This window comes from Pseudomonas sp. MT3 (assembly GCF_054720805.1).
Genome location: NZ_JBTVPY010000012.1, coordinates 162,296 through 188,859 on the forward strand (window position 1 = coordinate 162,296; position 26,564 = coordinate 188,859).

At 66.1% G+C, this 26,564-nt stretch carries 24 protein-coding genes and 1 pseudogene; 17 read left to right on the forward strand and 8 right to left on the reverse strand.

The features are described from left to right. Positions 1-135: 135 nt before the first annotated feature. Positions 136-3,612 carry a PAS domain-containing hybrid sensor histidine kinase/response regulator gene (locus tag ACYCAX_RS14575; protein ID WP_460248296.1) on the forward strand — a complete coding sequence of 1,159 codons (3,477 nt, stop codon included), beginning with the start codon at positions 136-138 and terminating at the stop codon, positions 3,610-3,612. Between the two features lie 158 nt (positions 3,613-3,770). On the opposite strand, the gene ACYCAX_RS14580 is transcribed toward ACYCAX_RS14575, so the two are convergent. After that, entirely contained in the window at positions 3,771-4,229 is a 459-nt protein-coding gene (locus tag ACYCAX_RS14580) for a DMT family transporter (RefSeq protein WP_294977879.1), read from the reverse strand. An 82-nt stretch (positions 4,230-4,311) separates the two neighbouring features. Here ACYCAX_RS14580 and ACYCAX_RS14585 point away from each other — a divergent pair, with 82 nt between their 5' ends. After that, the gene (locus ACYCAX_RS14585; protein ID WP_460248297.1) at positions 4,312-5,250 is read left to right on the forward strand and encodes a LysR substrate-binding domain-containing protein; all 939 of its coding nucleotides are present in this window, start codon (positions 4,312-4,314) and stop codon (positions 5,248-5,250) included. Between the two features lie 43 nt (positions 5,251-5,293). Here ACYCAX_RS14585 and ACYCAX_RS14590 read toward each other — a convergent pair whose 3' ends face one another. Further along, positions 5,294-5,992, reverse strand: coding sequence for a MerR family transcriptional regulator (locus ACYCAX_RS14590; RefSeq protein ID WP_460248309.1), 699 nt, complete (start codon positions 5,990-5,992; stop codon positions 5,294-5,296). Between the two features lie 392 nt (positions 5,993-6,384). On the opposite strand from ACYCAX_RS14590, the gene ACYCAX_RS14595 reads away from it, so the two are divergent. From ACYCAX_RS14595 to ACYCAX_RS14610, 4 genes are all read left to right on the forward strand, one after another. Further along, positions 6,385-7,269, forward strand: coding sequence for a M24 family metallopeptidase (locus ACYCAX_RS14595; protein WP_460248298.1), 885 nt, complete (start codon positions 6,385-6,387; stop codon positions 7,267-7,269). Beyond that, positions 7,266-9,038, forward strand: coding sequence for an SDR family oxidoreductase (locus ACYCAX_RS14600; RefSeq protein ID WP_460248299.1), 1,773 nt, complete (start codon positions 7,266-7,268; stop codon positions 9,036-9,038). The genes ACYCAX_RS14595 and ACYCAX_RS14600 overlap by 4 nt, the downstream gene beginning before the upstream one ends. Positions 9,039-9,045: 7 nt before the next feature. Then, the gene (locus ACYCAX_RS14605; RefSeq protein WP_460248300.1) at positions 9,046-9,936 is read left to right on the forward strand and encodes a metal-dependent hydrolase; all 891 of its coding nucleotides are present in this window, start codon (positions 9,046-9,048) and stop codon (positions 9,934-9,936) included. A gap of 88 nt (positions 9,937-10,024) precedes the next feature. Next, positions 10,025-11,371: an NAD(P)/FAD-dependent oxidoreductase gene (locus ACYCAX_RS14610; protein WP_294977866.1), complete on the forward strand. Its 1,347-nt coding sequence runs from the start codon at positions 10,025-10,027 to the stop codon at positions 11,369-11,371. A 199-nt stretch (positions 11,372-11,570) separates the two neighbouring features. Here ACYCAX_RS14610 and ACYCAX_RS14615 read toward each other — a convergent pair whose 3' ends face one another. The 4 genes from ACYCAX_RS14615 to ACYCAX_RS14630 form a co-directional block, all read right to left on the reverse strand. Then, positions 11,571-12,935: a DNA recombination protein RmuC gene (locus ACYCAX_RS14615; protein WP_460248310.1), complete on the reverse strand. Its 1,365-nt coding sequence runs from the start codon at positions 12,933-12,935 to the stop codon at positions 11,571-11,573. Positions 12,936-13,525: 590 nt separating this feature from the next. After that, complete coding sequence (locus tag ACYCAX_RS14620; protein ID WP_294979675.1) at positions 13,526-13,735, reverse strand: hypothetical protein; 210 nt, start codon at positions 13,733-13,735, stop codon at positions 13,526-13,528. Positions 13,736-13,811: 76 nt separating this feature from the next. Further along, positions 13,812-14,582, reverse strand: a complete 771-nt coding sequence (locus tag ACYCAX_RS14625; RefSeq protein WP_460248301.1) for an RES family NAD+ phosphorylase — start codon at positions 14,580-14,582, stop codon at positions 13,812-13,814. Beyond that, a complete protein-coding gene (locus ACYCAX_RS14630; RefSeq protein ID WP_015478249.1) occupies positions 14,583-14,951 on the reverse strand; it encodes an antitoxin Xre/MbcA/ParS toxin-binding domain-containing protein in 369 nt (122 codons plus the stop codon). Positions 14,952-15,085: 134 nt separating this feature from the next. On the opposite strand from ACYCAX_RS14630, the gene ACYCAX_RS14635 reads away from it, so the two are divergent. Together ACYCAX_RS14635 and ACYCAX_RS14640 are read left to right on the forward strand one after the other, a co-directional pair. Then, positions 15,086-15,568 (forward strand): GreA/GreB family elongation factor, encoded by a 483-nt coding sequence (locus tag ACYCAX_RS14635; RefSeq protein ID WP_015478250.1) that lies wholly within the window; start codon positions 15,086-15,088, stop codon positions 15,566-15,568. 159 nt (positions 15,569-15,727) lie between these two features. Further along, positions 15,728-16,072 carry a carboxymuconolactone decarboxylase family protein gene (locus ACYCAX_RS14640; protein WP_015478251.1) on the forward strand — a complete coding sequence of 115 codons (345 nt, stop codon included), beginning with the start codon at positions 15,728-15,730 and terminating at the stop codon, positions 16,070-16,072. Between the two features lie 330 nt (positions 16,073-16,402). Here ACYCAX_RS14640 and ACYCAX_RS14645 read toward each other — a convergent pair whose 3' ends face one another. After that, positions 16,403-17,212: a SphA family protein gene (locus ACYCAX_RS14645; RefSeq protein WP_294979665.1), complete on the reverse strand. Its 810-nt coding sequence runs from the start codon at positions 17,210-17,212 to the stop codon at positions 16,403-16,405. Between ACYCAX_RS14645 and ACYCAX_RS14650 the strand changes: the two genes are divergently transcribed. Beyond that, on the forward strand, positions 17,211-17,399 hold the full coding sequence (locus ACYCAX_RS14650; protein WP_294979663.1) for a hypothetical protein: 189 nt from the start codon (positions 17,211-17,213) through the stop codon (positions 17,397-17,399). The two genes, ACYCAX_RS14645 and ACYCAX_RS14650, sit on opposite strands and share 2 nt — an antisense overlap. Before the next feature lie 138 nt (positions 17,400-17,537). Here the strand turns inward: ACYCAX_RS14650 and ACYCAX_RS14655 are convergent, their stop codons facing one another. Beyond that, positions 17,538-18,155, reverse strand: a complete 618-nt coding sequence (locus ACYCAX_RS14655) for a TetR/AcrR family transcriptional regulator (protein WP_015478254.1) — start codon at positions 18,153-18,155, stop codon at positions 17,538-17,540. Positions 18,156-18,390: 235 nt separating this feature from the next. Between ACYCAX_RS14655 and ACYCAX_RS14660 the strand changes: the two genes are divergently transcribed. From ACYCAX_RS14660 to ACYCAX_RS14695, 8 genes and pseudogenes are all read left to right on the forward strand, one after another. Continuing rightward, positions 18,391-19,257: a fumarylacetoacetate hydrolase family protein gene (locus ACYCAX_RS14660; RefSeq protein WP_460248302.1), complete on the forward strand. Its 867-nt coding sequence runs from the start codon at positions 18,391-18,393 to the stop codon at positions 19,255-19,257. A gap of 200 nt (positions 19,258-19,457) precedes the next feature. After that, on the forward strand, positions 19,458-20,459 hold the full coding sequence (locus ACYCAX_RS14665; protein ID WP_460248303.1) for a 2,4,5-trihydroxytoluene oxygenase: 1,002 nt from the start codon (positions 19,458-19,460) through the stop codon (positions 20,457-20,459). A gap of 18 nt (positions 20,460-20,477) precedes the next feature. Further along, positions 20,478-21,089, forward strand: a complete 612-nt coding sequence (locus tag ACYCAX_RS14670) for a malonic semialdehyde reductase (RefSeq protein ID WP_460248304.1) — start codon at positions 20,478-20,480, stop codon at positions 21,087-21,089. 130 nt (positions 21,090-21,219) lie between these two features. After that, a complete protein-coding gene (locus tag ACYCAX_RS14675) occupies positions 21,220-22,458 on the forward strand; it encodes an MFS transporter (RefSeq protein ID WP_015478258.1) in 1,239 nt (412 codons plus the stop codon). Between the two features lie 81 nt (positions 22,459-22,539). After that, positions 22,540-24,045 (forward strand): CoA-acylating methylmalonate-semialdehyde dehydrogenase, encoded by a 1,506-nt coding sequence (locus tag ACYCAX_RS14680; RefSeq protein WP_460248305.1) that lies wholly within the window; start codon positions 22,540-22,542, stop codon positions 24,043-24,045. Positions 24,046-24,133: 88 nt separating this feature from the next. Further along, positions 24,134-24,988 (forward strand): hypothetical protein, encoded by an 855-nt coding sequence (locus tag ACYCAX_RS14685; RefSeq protein ID WP_015478260.1) that lies wholly within the window; start codon positions 24,134-24,136, stop codon positions 24,986-24,988. 409 nt (positions 24,989-25,397) lie between these two features. Beyond that, positions 25,398-25,824, forward strand: a pseudogene (locus tag ACYCAX_RS14690) (phage integrase). A gap of 390 nt (positions 25,825-26,214) precedes the next feature. Further along, positions 26,215-26,541, forward strand: a complete 327-nt coding sequence (locus tag ACYCAX_RS14695; protein ID WP_460248306.1) for a DUF6538 domain-containing protein — start codon at positions 26,215-26,217, stop codon at positions 26,539-26,541. Positions 26,542-26,564: the final 23 nt, after the last annotated feature.

Here is a 26,564-nt window from a genome sequence, read left to right on the forward strand (position 1 = left end):
GACGGTACAGCTCAAGTGAGAAGCGCGACACAGCACCACTGAGACATTGGTAGCAGTCGTCTGACACATCGGGACTTTGGTGCGAAACTGCTGCAAGCGCTCCTGCGGGGGAGCCTGTTCATTTCCGGAGTCAGCATGTCGTTGTCCAGTGGGTTGATCGCAACGGTCGCCCTGCTCTACATGGCGGTCCTGTTCGCCATCGCGTTCTATGGCGACCGCCGTCGCGCCCCTCTTTCGCCACGCGTCCGCGCCTGGGTCTACAGCCTCTCCCTGGCGGTGTACTGCACCAGCTGGACCTTCTTCGGCGCCGTCGGCCAGGCCGCCGACCAGTTGTGGTCGTTCCTGCCGATCTACGTCGGCCCCGTGCTGCTCATGCTCTTCGCGCCCTGGGTGCTGCAGAAGATGATCATGATCAGCAAGCAGGAGAACATCACCTCCATCGCCGACTTCATCGCCGCGCGCTACGGCAAGTCGCAGGCGCTGGCGGTGGTGGTGGCGCTGATCTGCATCGTCTGCGTGCTGCCCTACATCGCCCTGCAGCTCAAGGGCATCGTCCTCGGCGTCAACCTGCTGATCGGCGCCGGCCCGGACTCCACCGGCATCCGCTCCCAGGACACCGCGCTGATCGTGTCGCTGGTGCTGGCGCTGTTCACCATCGTCTTCGGCACCCGCAGCCTGGACGTCACCGAACACCACCGCGGCATGGTCCTGGCCATCGCCTTCGAATCCCTGGTCAAGCTCGCCGCCTTCATCGCGGTCGGCATCTTCGTCACCTACGGCCTCTATGACGGTTTCGGCGACCTGATCGACAAGGCGCGCGTCGCCCCGCAACTGGCCGACTACTGGGAAGAAACCGTGCACTGGCCAAGCATGCTGCTGCAGACCGGCGTGGCGATGACCGCCATCATGTGCCTGCCGCGCCAGTTCCACGTGCTGGTGGTGGAGAACATCGAACCGCGCGACCTCAACCAGGCCCGCTGGGTGTTCCCGATCTACCTGGTGCTGGCCGCGCTGTTCGTGGTGCCCATAGCCCTCGCCGGGCAGATGCAACTGCCCGCCGGCGTAATGCCCGATTCCTTCGTGATCAGCCTGCCGCTGGCCGAGGCCCATCCGGCGCTGGCCCTGCTGGCCTTCATCGGCGGCGCTTCGGCGGCCACCGGCATGGTCATCGTCGCCAGCGTGGCGCTGTCCACGATGGTTTCCAACGACATGCTGCTGCCCTGGCTGCTGCGCCGCAAAGGCGAGGCCGAGCAGCCCTTCGAGGTGTTCCGCCACTGGCTGCTGACCGTGCGCCGGGTGAGCATCGCGCTGATCCTCCTGCTGGCCTACGTCAGCTACCGCCTGCTGGGCTCCACCGCGAGCCTGGCCACCATCGGCCAGATCGCCTTCGCCGCCATCGCCCAGCTGGGCCCGGCGATGATCGGCGCCCTGTACTGGAAGCAGGCCAACCGCCGCGGCGTATTCGCCGGCCTGGCCGCAGGCTCCGTACTGTGGGCCTATACCCTGGTGCTGCCGGTAGTCGCCAAGGGCCTGGGCTGGCCACTGGAAACCTTCCCCGGCCTCGCCTGGCTCGCCGGCCAGCCGTTCGGCCTGTCCATCGAGCCGCTGACCCTCGGCGTGCTGCTCTCGCTGATCGGCAACTTCGCCCTGTTCGGGCTGGTCTCGGTGTTCTCCCGCACCCGCGTCTCCGAGCACTGGCAGGCCAGCCGCTTCATCGGCCAGGAAATCTCCCAGAAGCTCAGCTCGCGCTCGATGCTCGCGGTGCAGCTGGAAGACCTGCTGATGCTCGCCGCCCGCTTCGTCGGCGAGGAACGCGCGCGGCAGAGCTTCATCCGCTTCGCCTACCGCCAGGGCAAGGGCTTCACCCCGAGCCAGAACGCCAACGGCGAGTGGATCGCCCACACCGAGCGCCTGCTCGCCGGCGTGCTCGGCGCCTCTTCGGCGCGCGCCGTGGTGAAGGCCGCCATCGAAGGCCGCGAGATGCAGGTGGAGGACGTGGTGAAGATCGCCGACGAAGCCTCCGAAGTGCTGCAGTTCAACCGCGCGCTGCTGCAGGGTGCCATCGAGAACATCACCCAGGGCATCAGCGTGGTCGACCAGTCCCTGCGCCTGGTGGCCTGGAACCACCGCTACCTGGAGCTCTTCGAATACCCGGAAGGACTGATCTACGTCGGCCGGCCGATCGCCGACATCATCCGCTACAACGCCGAACGCAATCTCTGCGGGCCGGGCGACCCGGACCTGCACGTGGCCAAGCGCCTGTACTGGATGCGCCAGGGCACCCCGCATACCTCCGAGCGGCTGTTCCCCAATGGCCGGGTGATCGAGCTGATCGGCAACCCGATGCCCGGCGGCGGCTTCGTCATGAGCTTCACCGACATCACGGCCTACCGCGATGCCGAGCAGGGTCTCAAGGACGCCAACGAGGGCCTGGAGCAGCGCGTACAGGAGCGCACCTTCGAGCTCTCCCAACTGAACCAGGCGCTCACCGAGGCCAAGGGCAACGCCGAGGCGGCGAATCAGTCCAAATCGCGCTTCCTCGCTGCGGTCAGCCATGACCTGATGCAGCCGCTGAACGCCGCACGGCTATTCTCCGCCGCCCTCTCCCACCAGGAGAAACTGCCCGAGGAGGCCACCGAACTGGTGCGCCACCTGGATTCGTCGCTGCGCTCGGCGGAGGACCTGATCACCGACCTGCTGGACATCTCGCGTCTCGAGGGCGGCCGCGTCAGCGCGGATGTGGCGGCCTTCCCGCTGGCCAACCTGTACGACACCCTCGGCGTCGAATTCCGTGTGCTGGCCCAGGAGCATGGCATCGACTTCCACGTGCGCGGCAGCAAGCTGCGCATCGAGAGCGACATCAAGCTGCTACGCCGGGTGCTGCAGAACTTCCTCACCAACGCCTTCCGCTATGCCAAGGGCCACGTGCTGCTCGGCGTGCGCCGCGAGGCCGGGCACCTGCGCCTGGAAGTCTGGGACCACGGCCCGGGCATTCCGCCGGACAAGCTGCAGGTGATCTTCGAGGAGTTCAAACGCCTGGACAGCCACCAGACTCGCGCCGAGAAGGGCCTGGGACTGGGCCTGGCGATCGCCGATCGGCTGTGCAAGGTGCTCGGCCATCGCCTGGAAGTACGCTCCTGGCCGGGCAAGGGCAGCGTCTTCAGCGTCAGCGTGCCGCTGGCCCGCCAGCCGGCGCCGGTACCGATCAACGGGCACAAGGTGGAAACCCCGGAACAGCTCAATGGCGCGCAGGTGCTCTGCGTCGACAACGAGGACAGCATCCTCACCGGCATGAACAGCCTGCTGACCCGCTGGGGCTGCCGCGTGCTCACCGCGCGCAGCCGCGAGGAGTGCCAGGTGCTGCTCGAAGGCGACGCGCGCCCGCAACTGGCGCTGATCGACTACCACCTGGACGACGGCGAGCTGGGCACCGACCTGATGGCCTGGCTGCGTACCCGCCTGGGCGAACCGGTGCCGGGCGTGGTGATCAGCGCGGACGCCCGCCCCGAGCTGGTGGCGCAGATCCACGCGGCCGGGCTGGACTTCCTGCCCAAGCCGGTGAAGCCGGCGGCACTGCGGGCACTGTTGAGTCGGCATCTGAGCCTGAAATAAATCGTCCAGCTGTGCTTCGGCAGCGGCGGCGGTTCGCGAGCAATAACGATGGCGTCCCCCTCGCTCCTACAGGGAAAAGTCGGGTGCTCTTCGTAGGACCGAGGGGGACGCCTAGTCCTTGCTCGCGACCCCGCCCAACACCATCAGCCAGCGATACCTCACACCACCCTCCCCCGCCACTGCAACAACACCACCCCGGCGATGATCAGCCCGACGGCCAGCAGGCCCTCGGGCGATAGCCGCCGCACCGGGAAACCGGCCCAGCCGAACTGGTCGCACAGCACCGACATCAGCATCTGCCCCGCCACCACGCAGGCCAGGAAAGTCGCCGCGCCCATCTTCGGCGCCAGCATCACCGCCACCGTCAGGTAGGCCGCGCCGAAGATTCCGCCAAGCCACCCCCACCAGGGCGTCGCGGCGATCCCGGTGACCGCCGGCAGCGGCACGCGGAAGGCCAGCAGCGCGACGATCACCGCCGCGAGGCTGACCCCCAGGGACGTCAGGCTGGCACTCAGCGGATGGCCCAGTTGACGGCCTAGCAGCGAATTGCTGCCGGCCTGCAGGGCGACCAGCGCACCCACACCGATGGCGGGCAGCAGCAGAAGTAGTTTCGACATCGATCATCCTCCATTGCTTGTCGATGGTCCCAGCTTCTGCTATCCACCTGGCGCATTGAAATGAAAGATTGGTACAAAAGCCATGCACCCAGTTCATGACTTGCGCCGTATCGACCTCAACCTGCTGGTGATCCTCGACGCCTTGCTGGATGAACGCCATGTCTCCCGCGCCGCCGAGCGCCTGGCCATGACCCAGCCGGCGGTGAGCCATGCGCTGAACCGCCTGCGCGACCTGCTGGACGACCCGCTGCTGGTGCGCGCCGGCAACCAGATGCTGTTGACTCGCCGCGCCTTCGACCTCGCCGGGCCGCTGCGCGACATCCTCGGTGGCGTGCGCCGGCTGGTGCTGGGCGACGACTTCGTCCCGGCCAGCGCCGAACTGGAGCTGCGCCTGGGCATGTCCGACTACGGCGCCTGGGTGGTGCTGCCTTCGCTGCTGGCGATCCTTCGACGCGAGGCGCCCGGCATTCATCTGGACGTGCGCCAGGCCTCGCGACTGGGGATGGCCGAACAGGTGGCCAGCGGCGAGCTGGATGCGGCCCTCGGCGTCTTCCCCATGCTGCCTGAGGGCGTACGCGCCCAGCGCCTGTTCGAGGAACGCTTCGTCTGCCTGTGCGCCGCCGAAACCCTCGCCGGGCGCTCCCGCCTGACGCTGGAGGAATACCTTACCGCGCCGCACCTGCGGGTCGCGCTGCAGCAAAGCCCGGCAGAGGAGATCGACAGTCACCTGGAAAACCTCGGCCGCCGGCGCCAGGTGGCCGCCACCGTGCCGCACTTCAGCGTCGCCCCCAGCCTGCTGGCGGGTACCGACCTGGTCCTGACCATCGCCGAGCGCATGTTGCCGGACGATCTCGGCGCCCACGGGCTGGCGAGCTTCGAGCCGCCGCTGCACCTGGCGCGCTTCGACTTCGTACAGATCTGGTCGGATAGCCGCGAGGACGACCCTGCGCGACGCTGGCTGCGGGGCAAGCTGGCCCAGGCCGCCGGCCTGGACTTGCGAAAACCGGCACGCGACAACTGAACCGTTGCAGCGCCGGCTGAACTCGCCGGGCGGCGAGCCGTCGTTACTCCGGCGTTTCCAGCCGCCGCAGGATTTCCCCGACACGCTCGCCGAGCATCTCGTTGGCCGAGCGCTTCAGGCCGCGCGCCAGCTCCACCAGGACCACCTGCTCGGCCACCGGCCGCAGGCGCTGGAAGACTTCGGCAAGGCGCTCCAGATCGGCCGCGCCGGGCAGCAGGTCGACGCCGGGCTTGTCCACCAGATGGGTCACCACCAGGCGCACGATACCGGCGGCCAGGTGTTCGGTGTCGGTGCGCAGCACGGCCAGATGATCCAGCAGCGCGGCCAGCGGAATACCGGCGCGGTACAGCTCGACGCCGGCGTTGAACAGGCGCGGGCTGGGAATGCTGATGCGCTCGCCGTCGAAGGCCAGCAGGCCTTGCGCCAGCGCCTGATCGATCACCGTGTCATCGAGTTCATCGCCGAACAGTGCCTGCAGCTCGCTGAACTCGATGCTGCCGGGGGACTCCAGGTTCCACGGACCGACAATCGCTTCGTCCAGGCCAAGCACATGGTCCAGATCGTGGCCTCGCTCCCAGCTCTCCAGCAGCTCCTTGATGTTGGCGATGTTGTAGCCGCGCTCCAGCAGGCGGTTGATCAGCCGCAGCCGGCGCAGGTGGCTGGCGAAGTACACCCCGGCACGGCCCCGGCGCTCGGGTGGCGGCAGCAGGCCGCGATCCTGGTAGGCGCGCAGGTTGCGCACGGTGCTGCCGGCCTCGCGGGCCAGTTCGTCCACCGTGTATTCACACTCGTCTTCCAGCGCCGAAGGGACTTCGTCCGGGCGCTGGAGCAGGCGCTGCAGCAGGTTCAGGGGTGTGCTCATGGGCCGGATGATAGCCAGCGGCGCGCCCCCGGAACAATCAAAAGGACTAATCCCTAAGTGATCCGCCGCACAGCCCGGCGGCCCAACCAAAGACGGGACCTGCACCCGCCGCAAATCCCCCACCGCTCCACAACCCGCGCCGCCAGCGGCTCCGCGCCCCGGTAACACTCAAGGCCCGGCGCGCACGGCATGGCGCAACGCCCGCCGATGGGTCAGCATCGATCGTGACATTGATCAATGTCACCATAACAATAACCAGCCTGGAGAAAGTCATGTCCCAAGGCGCCTGGGTGCCCACTCCCGAAGACCTGCGGCACTTCCGCGAGATTCAGCAACTGGCCTACCGCTGCTGCGAAACCATTGCCGGCGAACTGCGCCCGGGCATCAGCGAGCGCGAGACCGCCGCCCTGATGAAGACCTGGCTGGTCGATCACGGCGTGCGCGACTGGTTCCACCAGCCCTTCGCCTGGTTCGGCCCGCGCACCTCGTTCAAGGGCTTCGACGGCCTGCGCCACCTGGGCGGCTTCAACCTGGCCTTCTATCCCGGCAAGCAGCGTCTGGAGGAAGGCATGCCTTTCATCCTCGACTGCGCGCCAACCCTGGGCGCCTATACCGCCGACGTCGGCTATTCCGGCGCGCTGGGCCACAACCTGCTGGTGGAGCGGCTGATGGACGATCTGCTGGCGCACCGCAACCTGATCGTCGAACTGGTCCGCCAGCGCCTGCCGCTGGCCGAGGTCAGCCAGTCGGTGGACCGCCTCTGCCAGCGCCAGGGCACCCTGCCCCGGCACAAGGCCTATCCCTTCGAAGTGCTGGCCCATCGCGTGGAAAAGCTTGGTGCGCGCAACAGCGGTCCCTCGGTCGCGCGCTTTGGCGTGCGCAACATCGCCACGCTGATGAAGAACGCCCTGATCACCGGCCGCCGCGAAGGCTGGTCGCCGCTGTGGTCGAGCAATGACCGCTCGCAACACGCCCCGACACCCGGCCTCTGGGCCGTCGAGCCGCACCTGGGCCTGCGCGGCGTGGGTGCCAAGTTCGAGGAACTGCTGGTGGTCACCGAGGACGACGCCTACTGGCTGGACGACGACCTGCCTCACGTGCGCCGCTGGGTCGAGCGTGGCCTGGTCAGCGCACCGGCACGACGGGAGGTGGCATGAACGCCATGCTGGAGAAGGCGCTGCCGACGCCGGAGCGCCTGGAGGTGCAATCGGGCAACGTGCGCCTGGCCGTGTGGCGCTGGGGCGAGCCGCACCTGCCGATGGTGCTGTTCGTCCACGGCTATCCGGACAACCATGAAGTCTGGCTGCCGCTGATCCGTCGCCTGTCCGGGCGCTTCCAACTGGTCGCCTACGACGTGCGCGGCGCCGGCGAGTCGGACAAGCCGCGCAAGACCCGCGACTACCGCCTGGAACTGCTCAGCCAGGACCTCAAGGCGGTGCTCGATGCCGTCAGCTCGCAGCGCGCGGTGCACCTGGTGGCCCATGACTGGGGCTCGATCCAGACCTGGGAGAGCGTCACCGATCCGCAGCTGCGCGCGCGTATCGCCTCCTACACCAGCGTCTCCGGCCCCTGCCTGGACCACGTCGGCTTCTGGATGCGCGACCGCCTGCGCCGCAAGACGCCGCGCGCGCTGCTGCAGATGGCCAGCCAGCTGCTGCACTCCTGGTACATCTATTACTTCCACCTGCCGCTGCTGCCATCGCTGTCCTGGCGCTTCGGCGCGGCCAAGGCCTGGCCGCAATACCTGCGCAAGGTCGAAGGCATCCGCAACCCGGCACGCAACCCGCACCAGGCCAGCGACGGCGAGCACGGTGTGAAGCTCTACCGGGCCAACTTCATCACCTCGATCTTCAAGCCGCGCAAGCGCCATACCGAGGTGCCGGTGCAACTGATCGTGCCGACCCGCGACCGCTACGTCGGCCAGCAGCTGTTCCAGCAGCTCTCGCTGTGGGCACCGCGCCTGTGGCGCCGCGACGTCACCGCCGGGCACTGGCAACTGCTCGCCGAACCGGCGCAGTTGGGTAACTGGATCGACGAGTTCGTCAGCCACATCGAGGGCGGCGAAGCCACGCTGGAACTGCAACGCGCCGCGTTGAAACCCGGCGCCGGCTCCTTCGCCGGCAAGCTGGTGGTGGTCACCGGCGCGGGCGGCGGCATCGGCCGTTCGACCCTGCTGAGCTTCGCCGAACGCGGCGCCAGCGTGCTGGCCGCGGACATCGACCCGGCCGCCGCCGAGCGCAGCGCCGAACTGGCCCGCGCGGTGGGCGCCAGCGCCTGCAGCTATTGTGTGGACGTGGGCGACAGCGCGGCGATGGAGCGCTTCGCCCAGTGGGTGAAGAGCAGCCTCGGCGTGCCCGACGTGGTGGTCAGCAACGCCGGCATCGGCATGGCCGGGCCGATGCTCAAGACCACCCCGCAGGAATGGGAACGCCTGCTGCGCATCAACCTGTGGAGCGTGATCGACGGCTGCCGGCTGTTCGGCAAGCAGATGGTCGAGAGCGGCAAACCGGGGCATCTGGTCAACGTCGCCTCCGGCGTGGCTTTCGCGCCGTCGCGCAACTACCCGGCCTACGCCACCAGCAAGGCGGCGGTGCTGATGCTCAGCGAATGCCTGCGCGCCGAGCTGGCCGGGCACGGTATCGGCGTCAGCGCGGCATGCCCGGGCTTCGTCGATACCGGCATCGTCCAGGCCACGCGCTTCGCCGGCCTGGATGACGAACAACAAGCCAAGCACCGCGCCAAGGTGCAGCGCTTCTATCGTCGACGCCGGCTCAGCCCGGACACCGTTAGCGAACGCATCACCCGCGCGGTGGAACGCAACCAGCCGCTGGTGAAGGTCGGCAGCGAAGTGCACCTGGGCGCCCTGCAATGGCGCTTCATGCCCTGGCTGTCGCGCCTGTTCGCCCGTCTCAACCTGACCGCCTGAGAATCCCATGAACGACCATCATCACCAGCTGGTGCAACGCAAGGTGCAGTTCGACTACAGCGACTCGCCCCTGCACTGGATTCCCGGCGAGGCCGAGGCATCCCACACGATCAACGTCATCCACATGATGCTGCCGGCCGGCGAGCTGTGGTTCTGCCGGCTGTACAACAAGGCGCTGCCCTTCGTGAAGGAAGGCAACCTACGCGACGACGTGCAGGGTTTCATCCGCCAGGAAGCGATGCACGCGCGCGCACACAGCGGCGCGCTGGAGCGCTACCTGAACCACCACGGCATCGACTCGACGCGCTACCTGAAGGTCATGGACTACCTGTTCGAGCAACTGCTCAGCGATACGCCGCTGGGCCTTACCCTGTTCAACCGCACCGCCTGGCTCAAGCGCTGGTGGATCGGCCAACGCTGCGCCATCGTCGCGGCGGTGGAGCACTTCACCTGCGTGCTGGGCAAGTGGATCCTAGAGGCCGACGAGCTGGACCGCGCCAAGGCCGACCCGGTGCTGCTGGACCTGTTCCGCTGGCACGGCGCCGAAGAGGTGGAGCACCGCAACGTCGCCCACGACCTGCACGTACACCTGGGCGGCAGCTTCGTCAGCCGCCAGCTGTGGATGTTCGTGGTGCTGCCGCTGATCATCTACCTGTTCGCCTTCGGCACCCGCACCCTGTCGCGGCAGGACCCGAGCATCGCCAGGCCGCGCTCCTTCGCCGCGATCTGGCGGGATGGTTCGCGCAATGGCGTGCTGCCGAAGATCAGCTCCGTGGCCACCAGCTTCCTGCGCTACTTCAAGCCCTGGTACCACCCGGATCACGAGGCCAACACCCAGGAAGCACTGGACTACCTGGCCCGCTCGCCGGCCGCCAGCCGCGCCGCGCGCGCCTCGTAAGCCCCTGCCCGCGTGCCCGCGCAGTGGCTGCGCGGGCACGCCAAACGCATACTGCGGCATCCGTCACTCGATACAGGGATGCCGCCGTATGCCGATGGGAACCTACCCGCTTCACCCCGCCCTTTCCTCCCGCGTGGAGCGCCTGCCGGAACAGGTGGACGTGGTCATCGCAGGCAGCGGCATCATGGGCTGTGCCACCGCCTGGTACCTCGCCGGCCAGGGCATGACTGTACTGGTGCTGGACAAAGCCGGCCTCGCCAGCCAGCAATCCACCCGCGCCTGGGGCTTCGTCCGCCAGCAGGCGCGCGACCCGGCGGAAGTGCCGCTGATGATGGCGGCGATCCCGCTCTGGGAGCGCCTGGAAGAGGAGCTGCAACTGCCGCTGGAATGGCGCCAGGGCGGCTGCCTGTACCTCGCCGAAACGCCGGAGCAGCAGCGCAAGTACGAGGATTGGCTGAAGGTCGCCGCCAACTTCGGCCTCGGCACCCGCCTGCTCGGCCGCAGCGAAGTCGCCCAATTGATGCCCTCCCTGGCCGATCCCGCACTCGGGGCGCTGTACACCGCCAACGACGGCCAGGCCGAACCGCGCCGCGTCGCCCCCGGCTATGCGCTGCGCGCCATCGAGCGCGGCGCGCGGTTCGTCGAAGGTTGCGGCGTCACCGGCATCGATCGGGCCGCCGGCGCCATCTGCGGCGTGCAGACCGAACGTGGCTATGTGAAGACCCGACAATTGCTGGTCTGCGCCGGCGCCAGCAGTTGGCGCCTGGTGCAAAGCCTCGGCCTGGAACTACCGCAACAGGCGGTACGCTGCACCGTCTCGCGCACCAGCCCTGGCCCCGATGTCGGCGCGCAGAGCTTCATCGGCCACGGCATCGGCTTCCGCCAACGTGCCGACGGCAGCCTCAACCTCGCCGACGAAACCCAGGCCGATATCGACCTCAATTTCGACTACCTGCGCGGCGCGCGACATTACCTGCCGCACCTGCCGGCCAACCGCGCGAGCTTCTCGTTCAAGCTCAACGGCGCGCTACTGCACGACCTGCGCCAGCGCCTGCCGGGTTCGGAGCGCAGCGTGAACGGCCCGGTACTGGGTGAGCGCGACCCTCAGGTGAAGGTGAATACGTCCCGGGTGTTTGCGGCACAGAGCAACCTTGCCAAAGCCTTCCCGGCCCTGCGCGATGTGAAGGTGGTGGAGAGCTGGGCCGGCCTGATCGACGTGCTGCCGGATGGCATCCCGGTGCTCGATGCGCCAGCGGAAGTGCCTGGCCTGCTGGTGGCGACCGGGTTCTGCGGGCACGGATTCGCGATGGGGCCGATCATCGGCCAGTTGATGAGCCAGTGGATACTCAGGGGCGAACCGGGGATGGATCTGCATGCCTTCAGGCTGCGGCGCTTCGCCGATGGCACGGCGGGCAAGCCCTACTCGCTGTTCTGACGGAGCACGTCGCGCCCTTCGTAGGAGCGAGCTTGCTCGCGAACCGCAACCGATCCGGAACTCACCTGTAGGAGCGCGCCATGCGCGCGATTCGCGGACATGGTCCGCTTCTACAGGTGGACTGACTTCTGTGCCGGGAGAATTCGCGAGCAAGCTCGCTCCTACATAAAGCAGGATCGGCGCACATTGAGGGGCTGCGTTATTCCCCTTCCTCCCCCAAAGGCGCATCATCGCTCAACGCCCGCTCCAGCCAGTCCGTCGGCAGGTTCTTGCTGGCTCGCGCGCCCAGCAGCTTCACCTGTTCGGCACGGCTGATCAGGTTGCCGCGCCCCTCGCAGAGCTTGTTGCGCGCCGCGGCATAGGTCTTGTCCAACTGCTGCAGGCGGGTGCCCATCTCGTCCAGATCCTGCACGAAGAGCACGAATTTGTCGTACAGCGCCCCGGCGCGCTCGGCGATCTCGCGGGCGTTCTGGTTCTGCCGTTCCTGGCGCCACAGGCTGTCGATCACCCGCAGGGTCGCCAGCAGGGTGGTCGGGCTGACGATCACGATATTGCGCTCGAAGGCCTCCTGGAACAGGTTCGGCTCCGCCTGCAACGCCGCCGAGAAGGCCGCTTCCACCGGCATGAACAGCAGCACGAAGTCGAGGCTGTGCAGCCCCTCCAGGCGCCGGTAATCCTTCCCGGAAAGCCCCTTCACATGGTTGCGCAGGGACAGCACGTGTGCCTTGAGCGCCTGCTGGCGGATCACCTCGTCCTCGGCGGCGATGAACTGCTGGTAGGCGGTCAGGCTGACCTTGGCGTCCACCACCACCTGCTTGTCGCCAGGCAGGCGGATCAGCACGTCGGGCTGGAAGCGCTCGCCATCCGGCGCACGCAGGCTGACCTGGGTTTCGTACTCGCGCCCCTTCTCCAGCCCGGCATGCTCCAGCACCCGCTCCAGCACCAGTTCGCCCCAGTTGCCCTGGGTCTTCTGGCCCTTCAACGCACGGGTCAGGTTGGTGGCTTCCTCGCCCAGGCGCAGGTTCAGCTGCTGCAGGCGCTCCAGTTCCTTGGTCAGCGAGAAGCGCTCGCGGGCCTCGGCCTGGTAACTCTCCTCCACGCGTTTCTCGAAGGACTGGATGCGTTCCTTGAGTGGGTCGAGCAGTTGACCGAGACGCTGCTGGCTGGACTCGGCGAAGCGCTGCTCGCGCTCGTCGAAGATCTTCCCGGCCAGCTCGGCGAACTGCGCGCGCAACTCGTCCCGCGCCGCCTGCAAATCGCCCAGGCGCTGCTGGTGGTTATCCTGCTGCTCACGCAGTTCGGCGGACAAGGCCGCATGTTCGGCGGACAGGCGCCGCAGCTCGGCCTCCTTGTCCGCGCGTTTGGCCTGCCAATCCTGCTCCGCCGCGCCCAGGCGCTCACGTTCCTGCTTGCCCAGCTCCACCTCGCGGCGCAGCGCGGCAACTTCAGCCGACAACTCGCCGTGCCGGCCGCTCAGGCGCTGGAACGCCTCGCGATCCGCCTCGGCCTGGGCGGACAACCCATCCTGCGCGAGTTGCGCATTGGCCAGGCGCTCGCGCAGCAGGGCCACCTCCTGCTCCGTGGCGACACGCTGCGATTGCAGTCGCCAGGCCAGCGCGGCCATCGGCAACAGACCGGCAAGCGCGCCGAGCAACAGGGCGGACAGGTCGAGAGGCATGCGGTACTCCGGGGTGTGGCAAAGGATCGCGCAATACTAACAGCCGACCACCTCGAGACGCGTTGCCAGCTGTAAAGGCCCTGGAACAGGGCTCCTGAGCAAGCGCTCGGGACAATCCACAGAAGCTGTGGATAAGTTGGTGGAAAACGTGATGAAAAAGCGCCCTACCCCCAGTGAATCGGGGGCGCGTGACAGATTGGCGATTTTTTCACCAATGAAAATTTTCCTTATCTTTCAATAAGTTAAAAAACGCAAGAGAAACAAGCAGGTGGCTAAATGCAATATTGCAGGGGCTTGACAGTACGCATCGGCATTGTGCACAAGTGCGCGCCAGACAGCAGCCGACCGCCCCGTTTCAGGGCAGCGGAAAGGACGGTGTGAAGCGGAAAACGAGCAGGAGCCGGATCAGCCAGGCGAAGCACGCGCCGATACCCGTGGCATCCGATGCGGGCTCGAGGGCGGGGGAGTCAGCCGTCTCATGCCCACTCCATTCGCCGGGGCAGACGCCGTTCGGAACGGCTGACCTTGGGCGGATTGGGCAGCGGCGTGGCCTGCCGCTCGGCAGCGCAGACCCGCGCGAAGATACGCTCAGCCGCGCCACGGCTGCCACAATCGAAGAAGAACTGATTCAGGTAGACCCGCCAGCGCCGACTGTCGTTGGGGTGGACCGCTATCCGTATATCCAAGGTGTGGCACTCCCTGCGTGACCATCCCGCACCTTACACCGATGCCTGCGATACCATGCCACGGCACGACGGACGGTCAGGCGGGATACGGTAGGCACCCGTCCACCAGGAACTGCGTGCGCGGGAACAGTCGCGGCGTGTCCGGCACCTGGGCCTGCTTGAAGGCGACATACTCCCCCGTGGTCTCGCACAGCCAGGGTATCAGGTTGCGCGGACGCTTCTCGGTGAATGCCGATGGGGCGAACAATGCGACGTTGACCCCGCCGTGCGGACAGCGTGCCGAGCGATATTCGAACGCCTCCACCCCGGCCTCGCGCATCGCGCTACCCAGGCCCTGGGCAACCCGGTAGTCCGACGGATCGCGCAGCGCCGGCTCGTACTCGCGGAACGGCGGCAACTGCAGGCGCACGCCGCGCTGCACCTGGAAACGCGCCTCGAACGAGGCGTGCTCGGAAAGAATCCGGCCACTGGGCGGCGGCGAACTCATCCCCTCCCAGAGCACGAAACGGTAGAAGGCCGACTCGGCCATCGCCGTTTCCAGTTTCAATGCCGCATAGAAGAGACTCGGCTCATTCCGCCGACCAAAGCGCGAACCCCAGCGCAGTGGGGGATAGCGGAACGGAGTCTTCAATAGATAATGCAGGTGCTCGGCAGGCGGCGGCATGCGCGGTTTGCTGGTTTCCAGCAACTCCTCCAGCAGCGCCTGCTCCGCCAGGGTGTCCACCAGTTGCAGCGTGGCTACCTGGCCCTGGCTCTCCACCAGGCGCACCAGGCGCCCACGAATCGGACCGACGACCGACTCCGGTGCATGCCGTGCCCAGATCCGGGCGCCCGTTTCGAAGGACATTCAGACCTTGCCCCGGATGGCATCCAGATATTCGACGACCGCCACCAGCCCCTGCACTTGCTCCATCAACTGCAGCGGCACGCCGCTCAAGTGACGATTCTCGGTACGCAGGAAGTGGCGCATGTCCTCCAGATTGCCGCCGAACAGGGCAAACAGCGCACGATAGACCCGCACCAGCAACAGGGCCAGTTCGCCGGTCTTGCTGTCCACCCGCAGGCCGCCTTGCTTCCAGCGGCTGACGGCGCTACGGTCCACCCCTACGATCGCCGCCAGCTCCTGCTGGGTCATCGCCAGATGTTCGCGAGCCGTGAGTACCGCCTTGGCCAGTACGGCATCGGCTGCGGGGCTTTCGCGCAACAGGGCACTCATGGCGACCTCCTCATCGTGCATTTTCAGCAAATATACCACTGAATGCCGATAAAACACGAACCTCCCTCATCGCGCCTGTCGCTTCGTGGCGGCAAAGCCCGCACAATGCACAGCCCGACCGACGACGCCCCGTGATGAACAAGCAGCAGGTCTACCAGCACATTCTCGCCAGGCTCGCGCAAGACCTGGAAATCGCCGTACGCGCCGCCAGGACGGCCCATGAAACGGCCACCCACGAGGAGAACATCGCCGAAAACAAGTACGACACGCTCGGGCTCGAAGCGGCCTATCTCGCTGCCGGCCAGTCGCGCCGCGTCGAGGAAATCCGCCAGGCGCTGTCCCTGTTCGAGAACCTGCAACTGCGCGATTTCGACGAAGAGTCGGGCATCCAGACCAGCGCCCTGGTGGAACTGGTCAACGACAGCGGCCAGCGGCGCTGGGTCTTCCTCGGTCCCGATGCCGCCGGCCTGAAAGTACGACACGAAGGCACCGAAATCCTCGTCATCACCAGCCGCGCACCACTGGGCAACGCCCTGCTCCACCGCCTGCCCGGTGACGAGCTGGAAATCGGCCAGGGCAACGCCCGCCAGTGCTACGAAATCCTCGACGCCTACTGAGCCTCGGCGCCGATCTCGAGCACGCCCGCAGCCATTGGTGCAACTCGCGCAAAAAAACAGCGGGGCGAACCCGTCATGCCCGCTGTCCCGAGCCAGACTATGCTTCTAGGCCACACCCACGCCCTAGCCTCAAGCCCCCTGGCCTCAAGGAGAAGCATCATGCTGTTCAACTGGTCCGAATACGTGCCCGCCGTGAAAAAAGCCTTCGGCGCCCTGGGCAAGAAACATCCGAAAATGATCGCCGCCTACCAGGCCCTCGACGCCGCTGCCGCCGATGGCGACGCCCTGGACGCCAAGACCCGCGAGCTAATCGCGATTGCCGTGGCCATCACCACCCGCTGCGACGGCTGCATCGGCGTTCATACCGAAGCCGCCCGCAAGGCCGGCGCCACCGAAGCCGAAGTCGCCCAGACCCTGGCCACCGCCATCGCCCTGAACGCCGGCGCTGCCTACGTCTACTCCCTGCGCGCAATGGAGGCCTTCGATTCCTCCGCGCAGAAATAGGCCCGTGCCCGCGACGCCTTCACCGCGTCGCGGGCACCACTTTCCTGATCGACAGCGATGGGATATCGGTGGAACACCCGTCCCAAGGCCTGATGGCTCATACGTCGCTCTCCGGGACAGCGTCGATACACTGACGAGACTCGAGCACGACGTGATGGCCTCTGTACCCTACTTCCGCTTGCCATTGATGCGGCGGATGCTCCGCGAGCACAGCACCACGGACATACCGCCGACATTTCCTCGCGTCCGGCTTCCTGAAACGCCGCATCTCGCCATAGGCGAGAATCACGAGCCTTCTCTCCGGCCACCGCAGGCATGTCCGGGCCCCGATCAGAAAGGAAGGAGATAGCGCAAAGTCAGTTGGCTGCCTTCGGAGCGATTTCTTGCCCCTTGCTCGATGTAGTAATTGGCGAAGAAGCTCTGCTTGCCCTGGCGGTACATCACACCGGGACCCAGCCCCAACACGCGCTCCTTCGAGTCGGGCTGACGTTGCCCATCGATCCGGTCGGCGCTGGTTTGCCTCAGTTGGTAACCCGCCAGCCCGACTCGCCATGCATCGGAAAGCGCATACGAAACCGAGAAATTGCTGTGGACCGCGGTCCCCGGCTGGATATCGCCCGCCTGAAGCCGGGACGCCGGATCGTCGTTACGGCTCGACCAGGCGTAGTGCAAACGACCGCTGACCTCGAGCCGGTCGGTGAGCTCCCAGGTAAATGCATAATGCGGGCTGACGATCCAGAGATTGCTCCCCACATTGATGCTCGCATCGCGGTCATAGTCCCCTGTAGGCGCGGTAATCACCAGGTTCAGGCGCTGCCAGTATGGCCGACCGAACAGAGACACGGGTTCCCATTGCAGGAGCATCGGACTGACGACCAGATCGCCTTGACGGGTTCGGTCACCGTCCGGTCCACCATCGATTTCGAGATCAAGGTGCACCAGTGGCAATAGAATCTCGGCCCCGTAATACGCCCCCAGGAACTTCCGGGTGCTGATGTATGCAAGATGCGGTAGTACAGCCGTACTACGCACTCGCTGGCGCCCTGGGACGGCATGGCCCTGGGCGTTGGCGGCATCGTTGGAACGGTAATGCTGGACCGGCAGTTCGAACAACATTCCCGGCAACACGATGCCATCCATGAAGCTGGTGTTGCCCAAGGGCAAGGGCGGGAGGCTGACGTCATCAGCGGCCGCATCGGCGCAGCTCAGTACACTCGTCAGCGAAAGCACGGCGGCAGAACCACTGCAGGGTCTTATCCGAATCATCACTCAGCCATTGCACGTCAGGTTGCAGATGACGGAAACGATAAGATTGCAAGGACAGTGACGCTAGACTCACCGATCACCCACACCGTTCCATTTCATGAACGATATGACGACATGGCTCTCGCGGAGCGGTTGCCATCGGTACATTGGCTGGTCGGCTGCCTGACCGAACACATTTGCAATGCGCTTGACCGCCAATTCACCGCGCCAAACCGCTCAGGAAAATAGCGATAGCCTCGTCCAGCCGATGCTGGCGCTCAGTGCGCGAAGGCGTTTCCATCAAGCCAAGCAGGCAACGCAACTGGAAATCGCCGGTTAACGCATCGAGAAACAGGACTGCTCGCGTCTGGGCGTCCCCAGGGCTCACTAACCCGGCAGCATCAGCCCACCGGAAGTACTCGGTCAGGCAGCCATAGGCCGCGCCCGGCGCAGCCTCAAAAAATGACCGGGCCGCCTCCGGTGCGCGCGGCGCCTCTGCCACGATCAGTCGGTGGATGGCAATGGTTCGGGGTGAAAGGACTACGTCGAAGAATGTTCCCGCGATTTCCCGCAAGGCATCCGGCAAGGGCTTGTGCGCGAGATCCATGCTCCTGAGCGGATTGACGATCTCCTCGCACAGACGCGCGATGATCGCCGCGAACAGCCCATCCTTGTCACCGAAATAGGCGTACAGGGTGCGCTTGGAGCCGCCGATGCGCGCGATAATCGCGTCCACGCTGACCCCGGCGTAGCCCTCCTCCAGGAACATTTCCGTCGCCGCCGCGAGGATACCCTCGCGCTTCTCGACCTGCCTCTGACTTTCCACCCGCTCGTTCAACGAACCTTCCCTCCCACGTCCAGCGAATCTGTCCAAACAACCGTGCATAGCCTACCCGCGGTCTGCCGGGGGCTCCAGGCATGAAATGAAATCGAATCGAAGCCCGGCGGCATATTCGTAAAACTTCTTGGCTCCGAGTTGACAGGGGACATTGCGCATGGGAATCTCGGCAAAACGGTACGGTACGTTACCGTTTACTGAAGCCTTGAAAAAGAATAACAGCGAGGTACAGATCATGCGTTTCGTGCACTTTGTCGAAGGCTCCGCCAAGGGCCTTGCCGTGGAAACCGAAGCGGGCCTGCGCGGCCTCACCGAAAACCAGCCGGGCTATCCGGGTTCGCTGCTGCAACTGCTGGATGCCGGTCATGCAGCGCTACAACTGGCGCACCGCAAGCTCAGCGAAGCCCCCCTCCTGGATGCCTCCAGCATCCGCTACCTGCCGCCCATCGAGCGCCCCGGCAAGATCGTCTGCGTCGGTCTGAACTACGCCGACCATACGAAGGAGAGCCCCTACGAGCAGCCCTCCTACCCCACCTTCTTCCCGCGCTTCGCCACCACCCTGATCGGCCACGGCGACGCCATCGTCCGTCCGCAGGCGTCCGAGCAGCTGGACTACGAAGGCGAGCTGGCGGTGATCATCGGCAGCCGCGGCCGCCACATCCCGCGTGAACGTGCGCTGGAATACGTCGCCGGCTATTCCATCTTCAACGAAGCCTCGGTGCGCGATTACCAGTTCAAGTCGCCGCAATGGACCATCGGCAAGAACTTCGACGCCACCGGCGCCTTCGGCCCCACCTTCGTCAGCGCCGACGAGCTGCCGCCCGGCGCCCGCGGCCTCAGCCTGACCACCCGGCTCAACGGCAAGGTCGAGCAGCAGGGCAACACCGCCGACATGGTCTTCGATGTCGCCGAACTGATCGCCGTGCTCAGCGAAGCGGTCACCCTCGAACCGGGCGACGTGATCGTCACCGGCACCCCGGCCGGCATCGGCTGGGCCCGCCGCCCCATGCTGTTCATGCAGCCCGGCGACGTCTGCACCGTGGAGATCGAAGGCATCGGCCTCCTGAGCAACCCGATCGCCGCCGAGACTCCGCCGGCCTGAGGCCGCGCCACAGTTCGCCCATAACCCGTTCGCCCTGAATCAGGCGGGATTCGCCCGGCCGGCCTAGCGCCGCGCCGGTGTTCCCGGCTGCCCTCGCCACGGACTGCCCGGCAGTCCGCGGACGCGGCCGCCCGGAAAAAGGCCATCCCGCCGCCGAACGCCCCGAACCTGTCGCCGGCCACGGCCAAGGAGACGCAGCCATGCTGCACATCAAAGACATCAACCACGTGGTCTACCGGCATTCCGACCTCGACCGCCTCGAACGCTTCCTGCTCGACTTCGGCCTGGTCGTGGCCCACCGCAGCGAACAGCGCCTGTACCTGCGCGGTACCGGGACGCTGCCCTACGTCTACATCGCCGAGCGCGCCGACACCCCATCCTTCGGCGCCATCGCCTTCGCCGTGGAAACCCTCGACGACCTGCAGGCCGCCGAGCGCCTGCCCGGCGCATCGCCGATCCAGCCGCTGGAGCATCCCGGCGGTGGTCACTGCGTGGTCCTGCATGACCCGTCTGGCCGACGCATAGAGCTGGTTCACGGCATCCAGCCGGTCGATCCGCTGCCCCACCGCTCGGCGCTGGTGCTCAACTCCGCAGTGGAGAAACGCCGCTTCGGCGACGTGCAACGGCCCGGCAAGGGACCGGCGCAGGCCATGCGCCTCGGCCACGTCGCCATCGGCGTCGCCGACATGACGGCGATGATCGATTGGTATCGCAACGTACTCGGCATGCTGCCGTCCGACCTGATCGTCGAGGGCGAGGAGCGCGACTGCCCGGCCGCCGCCTTCCTGCGCCTGAATCGCGGCGACGACTGGACCGACCACCACACCATCGCGCTGTTCCAGGCCGGCCGGGACGTGGTGCACCACGCCTCCTTCGAGGTGCAGGACTTCGACGCCCAGTGCCTCGGCCACGAGTGGATGAACGAGCAGGGCTGGACGCCGTTCTGGGGCGTCGGCCGCCATGTGCTCGGCAGCCAGATCTTCGACTACTGGCGCGACCCCTCCGGCAACCTCATCGAGCACTTCACCGATGGTGACCTGTTCAACCACGAATCGCCGATGAACTGCACCCAGGCCTGCGACTCCAGCCTCTACCAGTGGGGTCCGCCGATGTCGGTGGAGTTCTTCCTAGGCGGCAGCGACGAAGACGAAAGCGTCGCCCCACGTTCGCTCACCGAGCGCCAGCGCCACAACCACCGATGACCACAGGAACCCAGAGCCATGAGAGAAGTACTTTCCGAACAGGGACTCGACCTCCTTTTTCGTAACGCCCGCAGCCAGAACGGCTGGCTCGACAGGGAGGTGAGCGACGACACCCTGCGCGCCATCCATGACCTGGTGCGCTGGGGCCCGACCAGTACCAACGGCTGCCCGGCGCGCATCGTCTTCCTGCGCAGCGCCGAGGCCAAGGCGCGCCTGCTGCCGTCGCTCGCCCAGGGCAATGTGGATAAGACCCTGGGTGCGCCGGTGACCGCCATCATCGGCTACGACACCGACTTCCACGAGCAACTGCCGCGCCTGTTCCCGCACAACCCCGGGATGCGCGACTGGTACGCCGCGCAGCCGCAGATGATCGAGACCGCGGCGCTGCGCAACGGCTCGCTGCAGGGCGGCTACTTCATCCTTGCCGCGCGCGCCCTGGGCCTGGACTGCGGGCCGATGTCGGGCTTCGACCACGAACGGGTCGACCGCGAATTCTTCGGCGCCGACGGCAGCTTCCCCGGCCAGCGGGTGAAAACCAACTTCCTCTGCAACCTCGGCTACGGCGACCCGGAAAAACTCTTCCCGCGCAGCCCGCGCCTGGCCTTCGAGGAGAGCTGCGCCCTGCTCTAGCGATCCCCGATCTGCCGGGCGCCAGCCGCGCCCGGCGCCGTACATAACAAGAACAAGGAGAAACCCATGCGGCACACCCACCCGATCCACCGATCCACCCACCGGCTGAACGGCTGACGGAGACGCGACCATGCACAACATCTCGAAATGGCACGTGCTCGTCGGCGGCTTCCTCGCCTATCTGTTCGACGCCATGGAAATCATTCTGCTGACCATCGCCCTGCCGGTGATCCGCCAGGACCTCGGCCTGAGCATCGGCGAAGCCGGCATGCTCGCCTCGGCGACGCTGCTCGGCATCGGCTTCAGCAGCATCACCACCGGCTGGTACTCCGACAACTTCGGCCGGCGCAAGGCGCTGCTGGCGTCGCTGATCAGCTTCGGCGCGCTGACCATGCTGGTCGCCAGCACCGGCAACTGGTACCTGCTGCTGTTGCTGCGCTTCCTCTCCGGCCTCGGCCTGGGCGGGGTGTGGGGCATCGTCTCGGCCTACATCGCCGAGACCTGGCCGCAACATCAGCGCGCCCGCGCCACCGGCTTCGTGCTCAGCTCCTTCCCGGTGGGCGCCGCCATCGCCGCGATGGCCGGCAAGGCCTTCCTGCCGGACTGGCAGATGCTGTTCCTCGCCGCGGGTATCTCGACCCTGATCCCGGTGCTCTACCTCTGGCTGTTCGTCCCCGAATCGCCGGAATGGAAGGCGCAGAAGGACAGCGTCGCAAGCAGCGCGGAGGCCCCGGTCAAGGCTTCGGTACGGGAGATCTTCGCCCCCGACCTGCTGCGCCTGACCCTGCTCGGCACCGCCGCGGCGAGCTGCTCGGTGATCGGCTTCTGGGGCGCCAGCACCTGGCTGCCGACCTACCTGGTGCAGGAGCGCGGGCTGGAACTCGGCATGATGGCGCACTTCATGACCATCCTGAACATCGGCGCCTTCATCGGCATCAACGCCTTCGGCCTGTTCGCCGATCGCATCGGCAAGCGCAACGCCACCCTGCTGTCGCTGCTCGGCAGCGCGGTGATGCTGGCGGTCTATGCGCTGACCACGGACAACCAGGTGCTGTTCTGGCTGGGCCCGGTCTACGCCTTCTTCTATGCCTTCGCCAGCCTGTTCGCCTCCTACTTCAGCGCCCTCTACCCGGTGCGGGTGCGCACCATCGGCGCCGGCTTCTGCTTCAACTTCGGCCGCGGCCTGGCCGCCTTCGCCCCGCTGCTGCTGAGCGGCATCGCCACCAGCCACAGCCTGGGGCTCGGGCTGCTGGTGTGCGCCGGGTTCTTCGCCCTGGGCACGCTGATCATGTTCTTCATGCCCCAGGCCGAAGTGCCACTCGCCGCCCCGGCGACGGCATTGAAGCCGGCTGGAACCGCCGCCTCCTGACCATCCATCACTGACCTGCAGCCCGCCAGACCGGCACGTGTGCAACGTGCCGGAACGGGACTGCTCATGCGGAGAAAAACCATGACCACCATCCTGCAGCACTACATCGACGGCCGTCGCAGCGAGGGCCGCAGCGGCCGCGTCGCCGACGTGCGCAACCCGGCCACCGGCCAGATCAGCGTCCAGGTGCCGCTGGCCAGCGCCGCGGAACTGAACGAGGCAGTAGCCGCCGCGAAAGCCGCCTTCCCGGCCTGGTCGGCGACCACCCCGCTGCGCCGCGCACGGGTGCTCGGCCGCTTCAAGGAACTGCTGGAACAGAACGCCGGGAAGCTCGCGGCGATCATCACCGCCGAGCACGGCAAGGTGCACTCCGACGCCATGGGCGAGGTGGTGCGCGGCATCGAGGTGGTGGAGTTCGCCTGCGGCGGCCCGCACCTGCTCAAGGGCGAGGTCAGCGAGAACATCGGCAGCGCCATCGACTCGCACTCCATGCGCCAGGCCCTCGGCGTGGTCGCCGGGATCACCCCGTTCAACTTCCCGGCGATGGTCGCGCTGTGGATGTTCCCGGTGGCCCTGGCCTGCGGCAACACCTTCATCCTCAAGCCGTCCGAGCGCGATCCGTCGGCGGCGCTGCTGCTCGCCGAACTGCTGGAGGAAGCCGGCCTGCCCGCCGGCGTGTTCAACGTGGTCAACGGCGACAAGGAGGCGGTGGACGCGATCCTCGCCCACCCGGACATCCAGGCCGTCAGCTTCGTCGGCTCCACCCCCATCGCCCGGCACATCTACGCCACCGGCGCGGCCAACGGCAAGCGCGTGCAGGCCCTCGGCGGGGCGAAGAACCACATGGTGGTGATGCCCGACGCCGATCTCGACAAGGCCGCCGACGCGCTGATGGGCGCGGCCTACGGCGCCGCCGGCGAACGCTGCATGGCGATCTCCATCGCCGTGGCGGTGGGCGACGCCACCGCCGACGCGCTGATCGAACGCCTGGCGCCGCGGGTGCGTGCGCTGAAGATCGGCCCGGGCACTGACCCGCAGGCGGAAATGGGTCCGCTGATCACCCGCGAACACCGCGACCGCGTGCGCGGCTACGTCGACAGCGGCGTCGAGGAAGGCGCCGCGCTGGTGGTCGACGGTCGCGAGTTCCGCATGCAGCAGCCGGGCTACGAGGACGGCTTCTACCTCGGCGGCAGCCTGTTCGACCACGTCACCCCGCAGATGCGCATCTATCAGGAGGAAATCTTCGGCCCGGTACTCGGCGTGGTGCGGGTGCAGAGCTACCAGGAGGCAGTGGCGCTGATCAACGCCCACCAGTACGCCAACGGCACCGCCATCTTCACCCGCGACGGCGACTCGGCGCGCATGTTCGCCCACGAGATCCAGGTCGGCATGGTCGGCATCAACGTGCCGATCCCGGTGCCCATGGCCTTCCACAGCTTCGGCGGCTGGAAGAACTCGCTGTTCGGCGACCACCACATGCACGGCCCGGAAGGCGTGCGCTTCTACACCCGGCTGAAGACCGTCACCTCGCGCTGGATGAGCGGCATCCGCAACGGCGCCGACTTCGTCATGCCGACCATGAAGTGAACCCGCGGCGGGCTACCCGCCCGCCTTTCCCCTCGCAGCCCGCACGGCGATCCCGCGCGAGCGGCAACCGATTCGGAACTGGACCTCAATGAACGTAAAACAATTACAAGAATGCTTTTGCAAGGTACTGACCGCGTGCACCCTGGCCCTCGCCGTACAGGCAACCGAGGCCGCCGACTGGAGCGATACCTTCGTCGGCTTCCGCTATGGCGAGCACTTCACCGAGCCGCCAGTGGACAAGAAGATCCAGAAGGAGATCTACCAGCTCGGCCACAGCCGGGGTAACGAGCGCGGCATGGGCTTGTTCAACCTGGACATCCTCAAGTCCGACGGCAACGACCCAGAGAAGGACAGCGACCACGGCGCCATCGAGGCGTACATGGTCTATCGCCACCAGTTCTACCTGAGCCACCTGTTCGACCGCTCGTTCCGCTATGGCCCGATCAAGGACATCGCCATCGGCGGCGGCGCCGAACTGAACTACAAGAACACCGACTTTTCCACCCGCAAGCGCATGCTGCTGGTCGGCCCGACACTGAAGTTCGACGTGCCCGGCTACCTCGACCTCAGCCTGTTCTACGCCATGGAGTGGAACCACTGCGGCCTGCCCGCCTGCCAGACCGAGAACATCGAGTTCGACCCGTACTACGTGATCCACCTGGCCTGGGGCTACCCCTTCCAGGCCGGCGAGGTGCCGCTGAAGTTCCACGGCTTCGCCAGCTACAAGACCGAGAAGGGCGAGGACTACTTCCGCCAGGACACCGGCGAGGAAAGCCTGGTACGCGGCGCGCTGATGGTCGACGTCGGCAAGCTGGCCTTCGGCGAAAAGAACAAGCTGTGGGTCGGCCCGGGCTACGAGTGGTGGCACCACAAGTACGGTGCGGTACATAAGCCAGGCGTCAACACCCGCGCCCCGACGCTGCACATGGAGTGGCATTTCTAAGGGCGACGAACTTCCCCTGTCCGGGTGCCGGAGGGCCTGCCATGACACTCCGGCACTCCGGCACTCCTTGGCCAACCTGAAGCGGTCAGTCGCTATTGGGCAACTGGAGCTGGCGGAACCGATGCAGCACCGCTTCTTGAGCGTCATCCAGAACCTCGTCCCAGGGCAGAGGGGGGAGCGAACAGCGCGCCAAGATAATCGATGAAGGTCCGTACTTTCGTCGGCACAGGATGGGTCGGCGAACCGATGGCGAGGAGCGCGCCAAGTCACTCGGCAAGCAACTCGTTGCTGACTACGAAGGCGCAGTTCTGCTCGCCAGAATCTATCGGAGCGCGAGTCTAATCGATACGGCAAACGCTTTCGTAGGCGATTCAAAACCAAGGCCGAAGCGCAACGCTTCGAGGCCCTGATGCGTCAGCGCCTGGTACAGAATCCGGAATGGAATCCACAGCCCAAGGATCGGCGGCGATTGTCCGAGTTGATCGAGCGCTGGAGCGTTCCGCATGGCCACGCGTTGAGCGACGGCGAGAATCGCAAGCGGCTTTTGCTGCAGTTGGCCGAGGATATGGGCGAACCGGTGGCGGCGCAGCTAACGGGCAACCAGTACACGGAGTATCGAACTGGCTACAGGGGCGCATGGCAAGACGTTGAACAACCGCCTGGGGTATCTGCGAGCGGTGTACAACGAGCTGCACCAGTTGGGCGAGATCGGCTACACGAATCCACTGCAGCGGGTGAACTTGCTGATGGCCTGCTTCTGTTCGGCAGGATCGCTGCTCTTCAACAAAGTGGACACGCGCGAGACTGCCGTCCTGACTTCGGGCGAAGAGTCGTAGATGGACTTAGTGATGTGCTTGTGAATGGCCGCACCAGCGGCGCTGATGAGTAGCACGCAGAAGACTAAGGCGCCGAAAGAAAGGAATACCTTTGCGAATCCCATGACCACCATCCCTGGTTGGTTCGAGCGAGTGTATTCCACTGAGGCTGGGCTGCCGATAGCGTGCCTGATCCTTTCGACACTGGCCCGGACGCAGAAAAGACAAAGCCCCCGAAACTCTAGGAATTTCAGGGGCTTCAGCCATTTCAATAATGGCGGAGAGATAGGGACTCACCATAACCACCTCCGGAGCCCACAAACGCTGCTGCACTGAGGCTTTCAGCTCGAATAGTAGTACAACCGAGTAGTACAATCCGCAGTACTCCTCTCCCACGGCACGTGCCCACCTATGGCTGACAATCTGATCAAGAAGAAAGGCGAATCCACTTGGTATGTGCGGCTGGCCATTCCTGCCGATGTGCAGCAAGCAATGGGAGGGAAGAAGGTTCTAACCCAGTCGCTGAAGACTGGACTGCGGTCAGAGGCAATGGATAGACGCCTGCCGGTGCTCGCCGCATGGAAGGCCCAGTTTCAAGCCGCACGGAACAAGCGGGACAACCGTGGAGAGGCTTGGAAGGAGCGAGTTGCAGAAGATGCTCAGAGCTTCAGCCGGGTCATCCGCCAGCTCAAAACAGACGTAGCGCTTGGCGAGGCTGAATCGCCCCGGCTTTCCTAGACACTTTCCAAGCTCTGGAAATA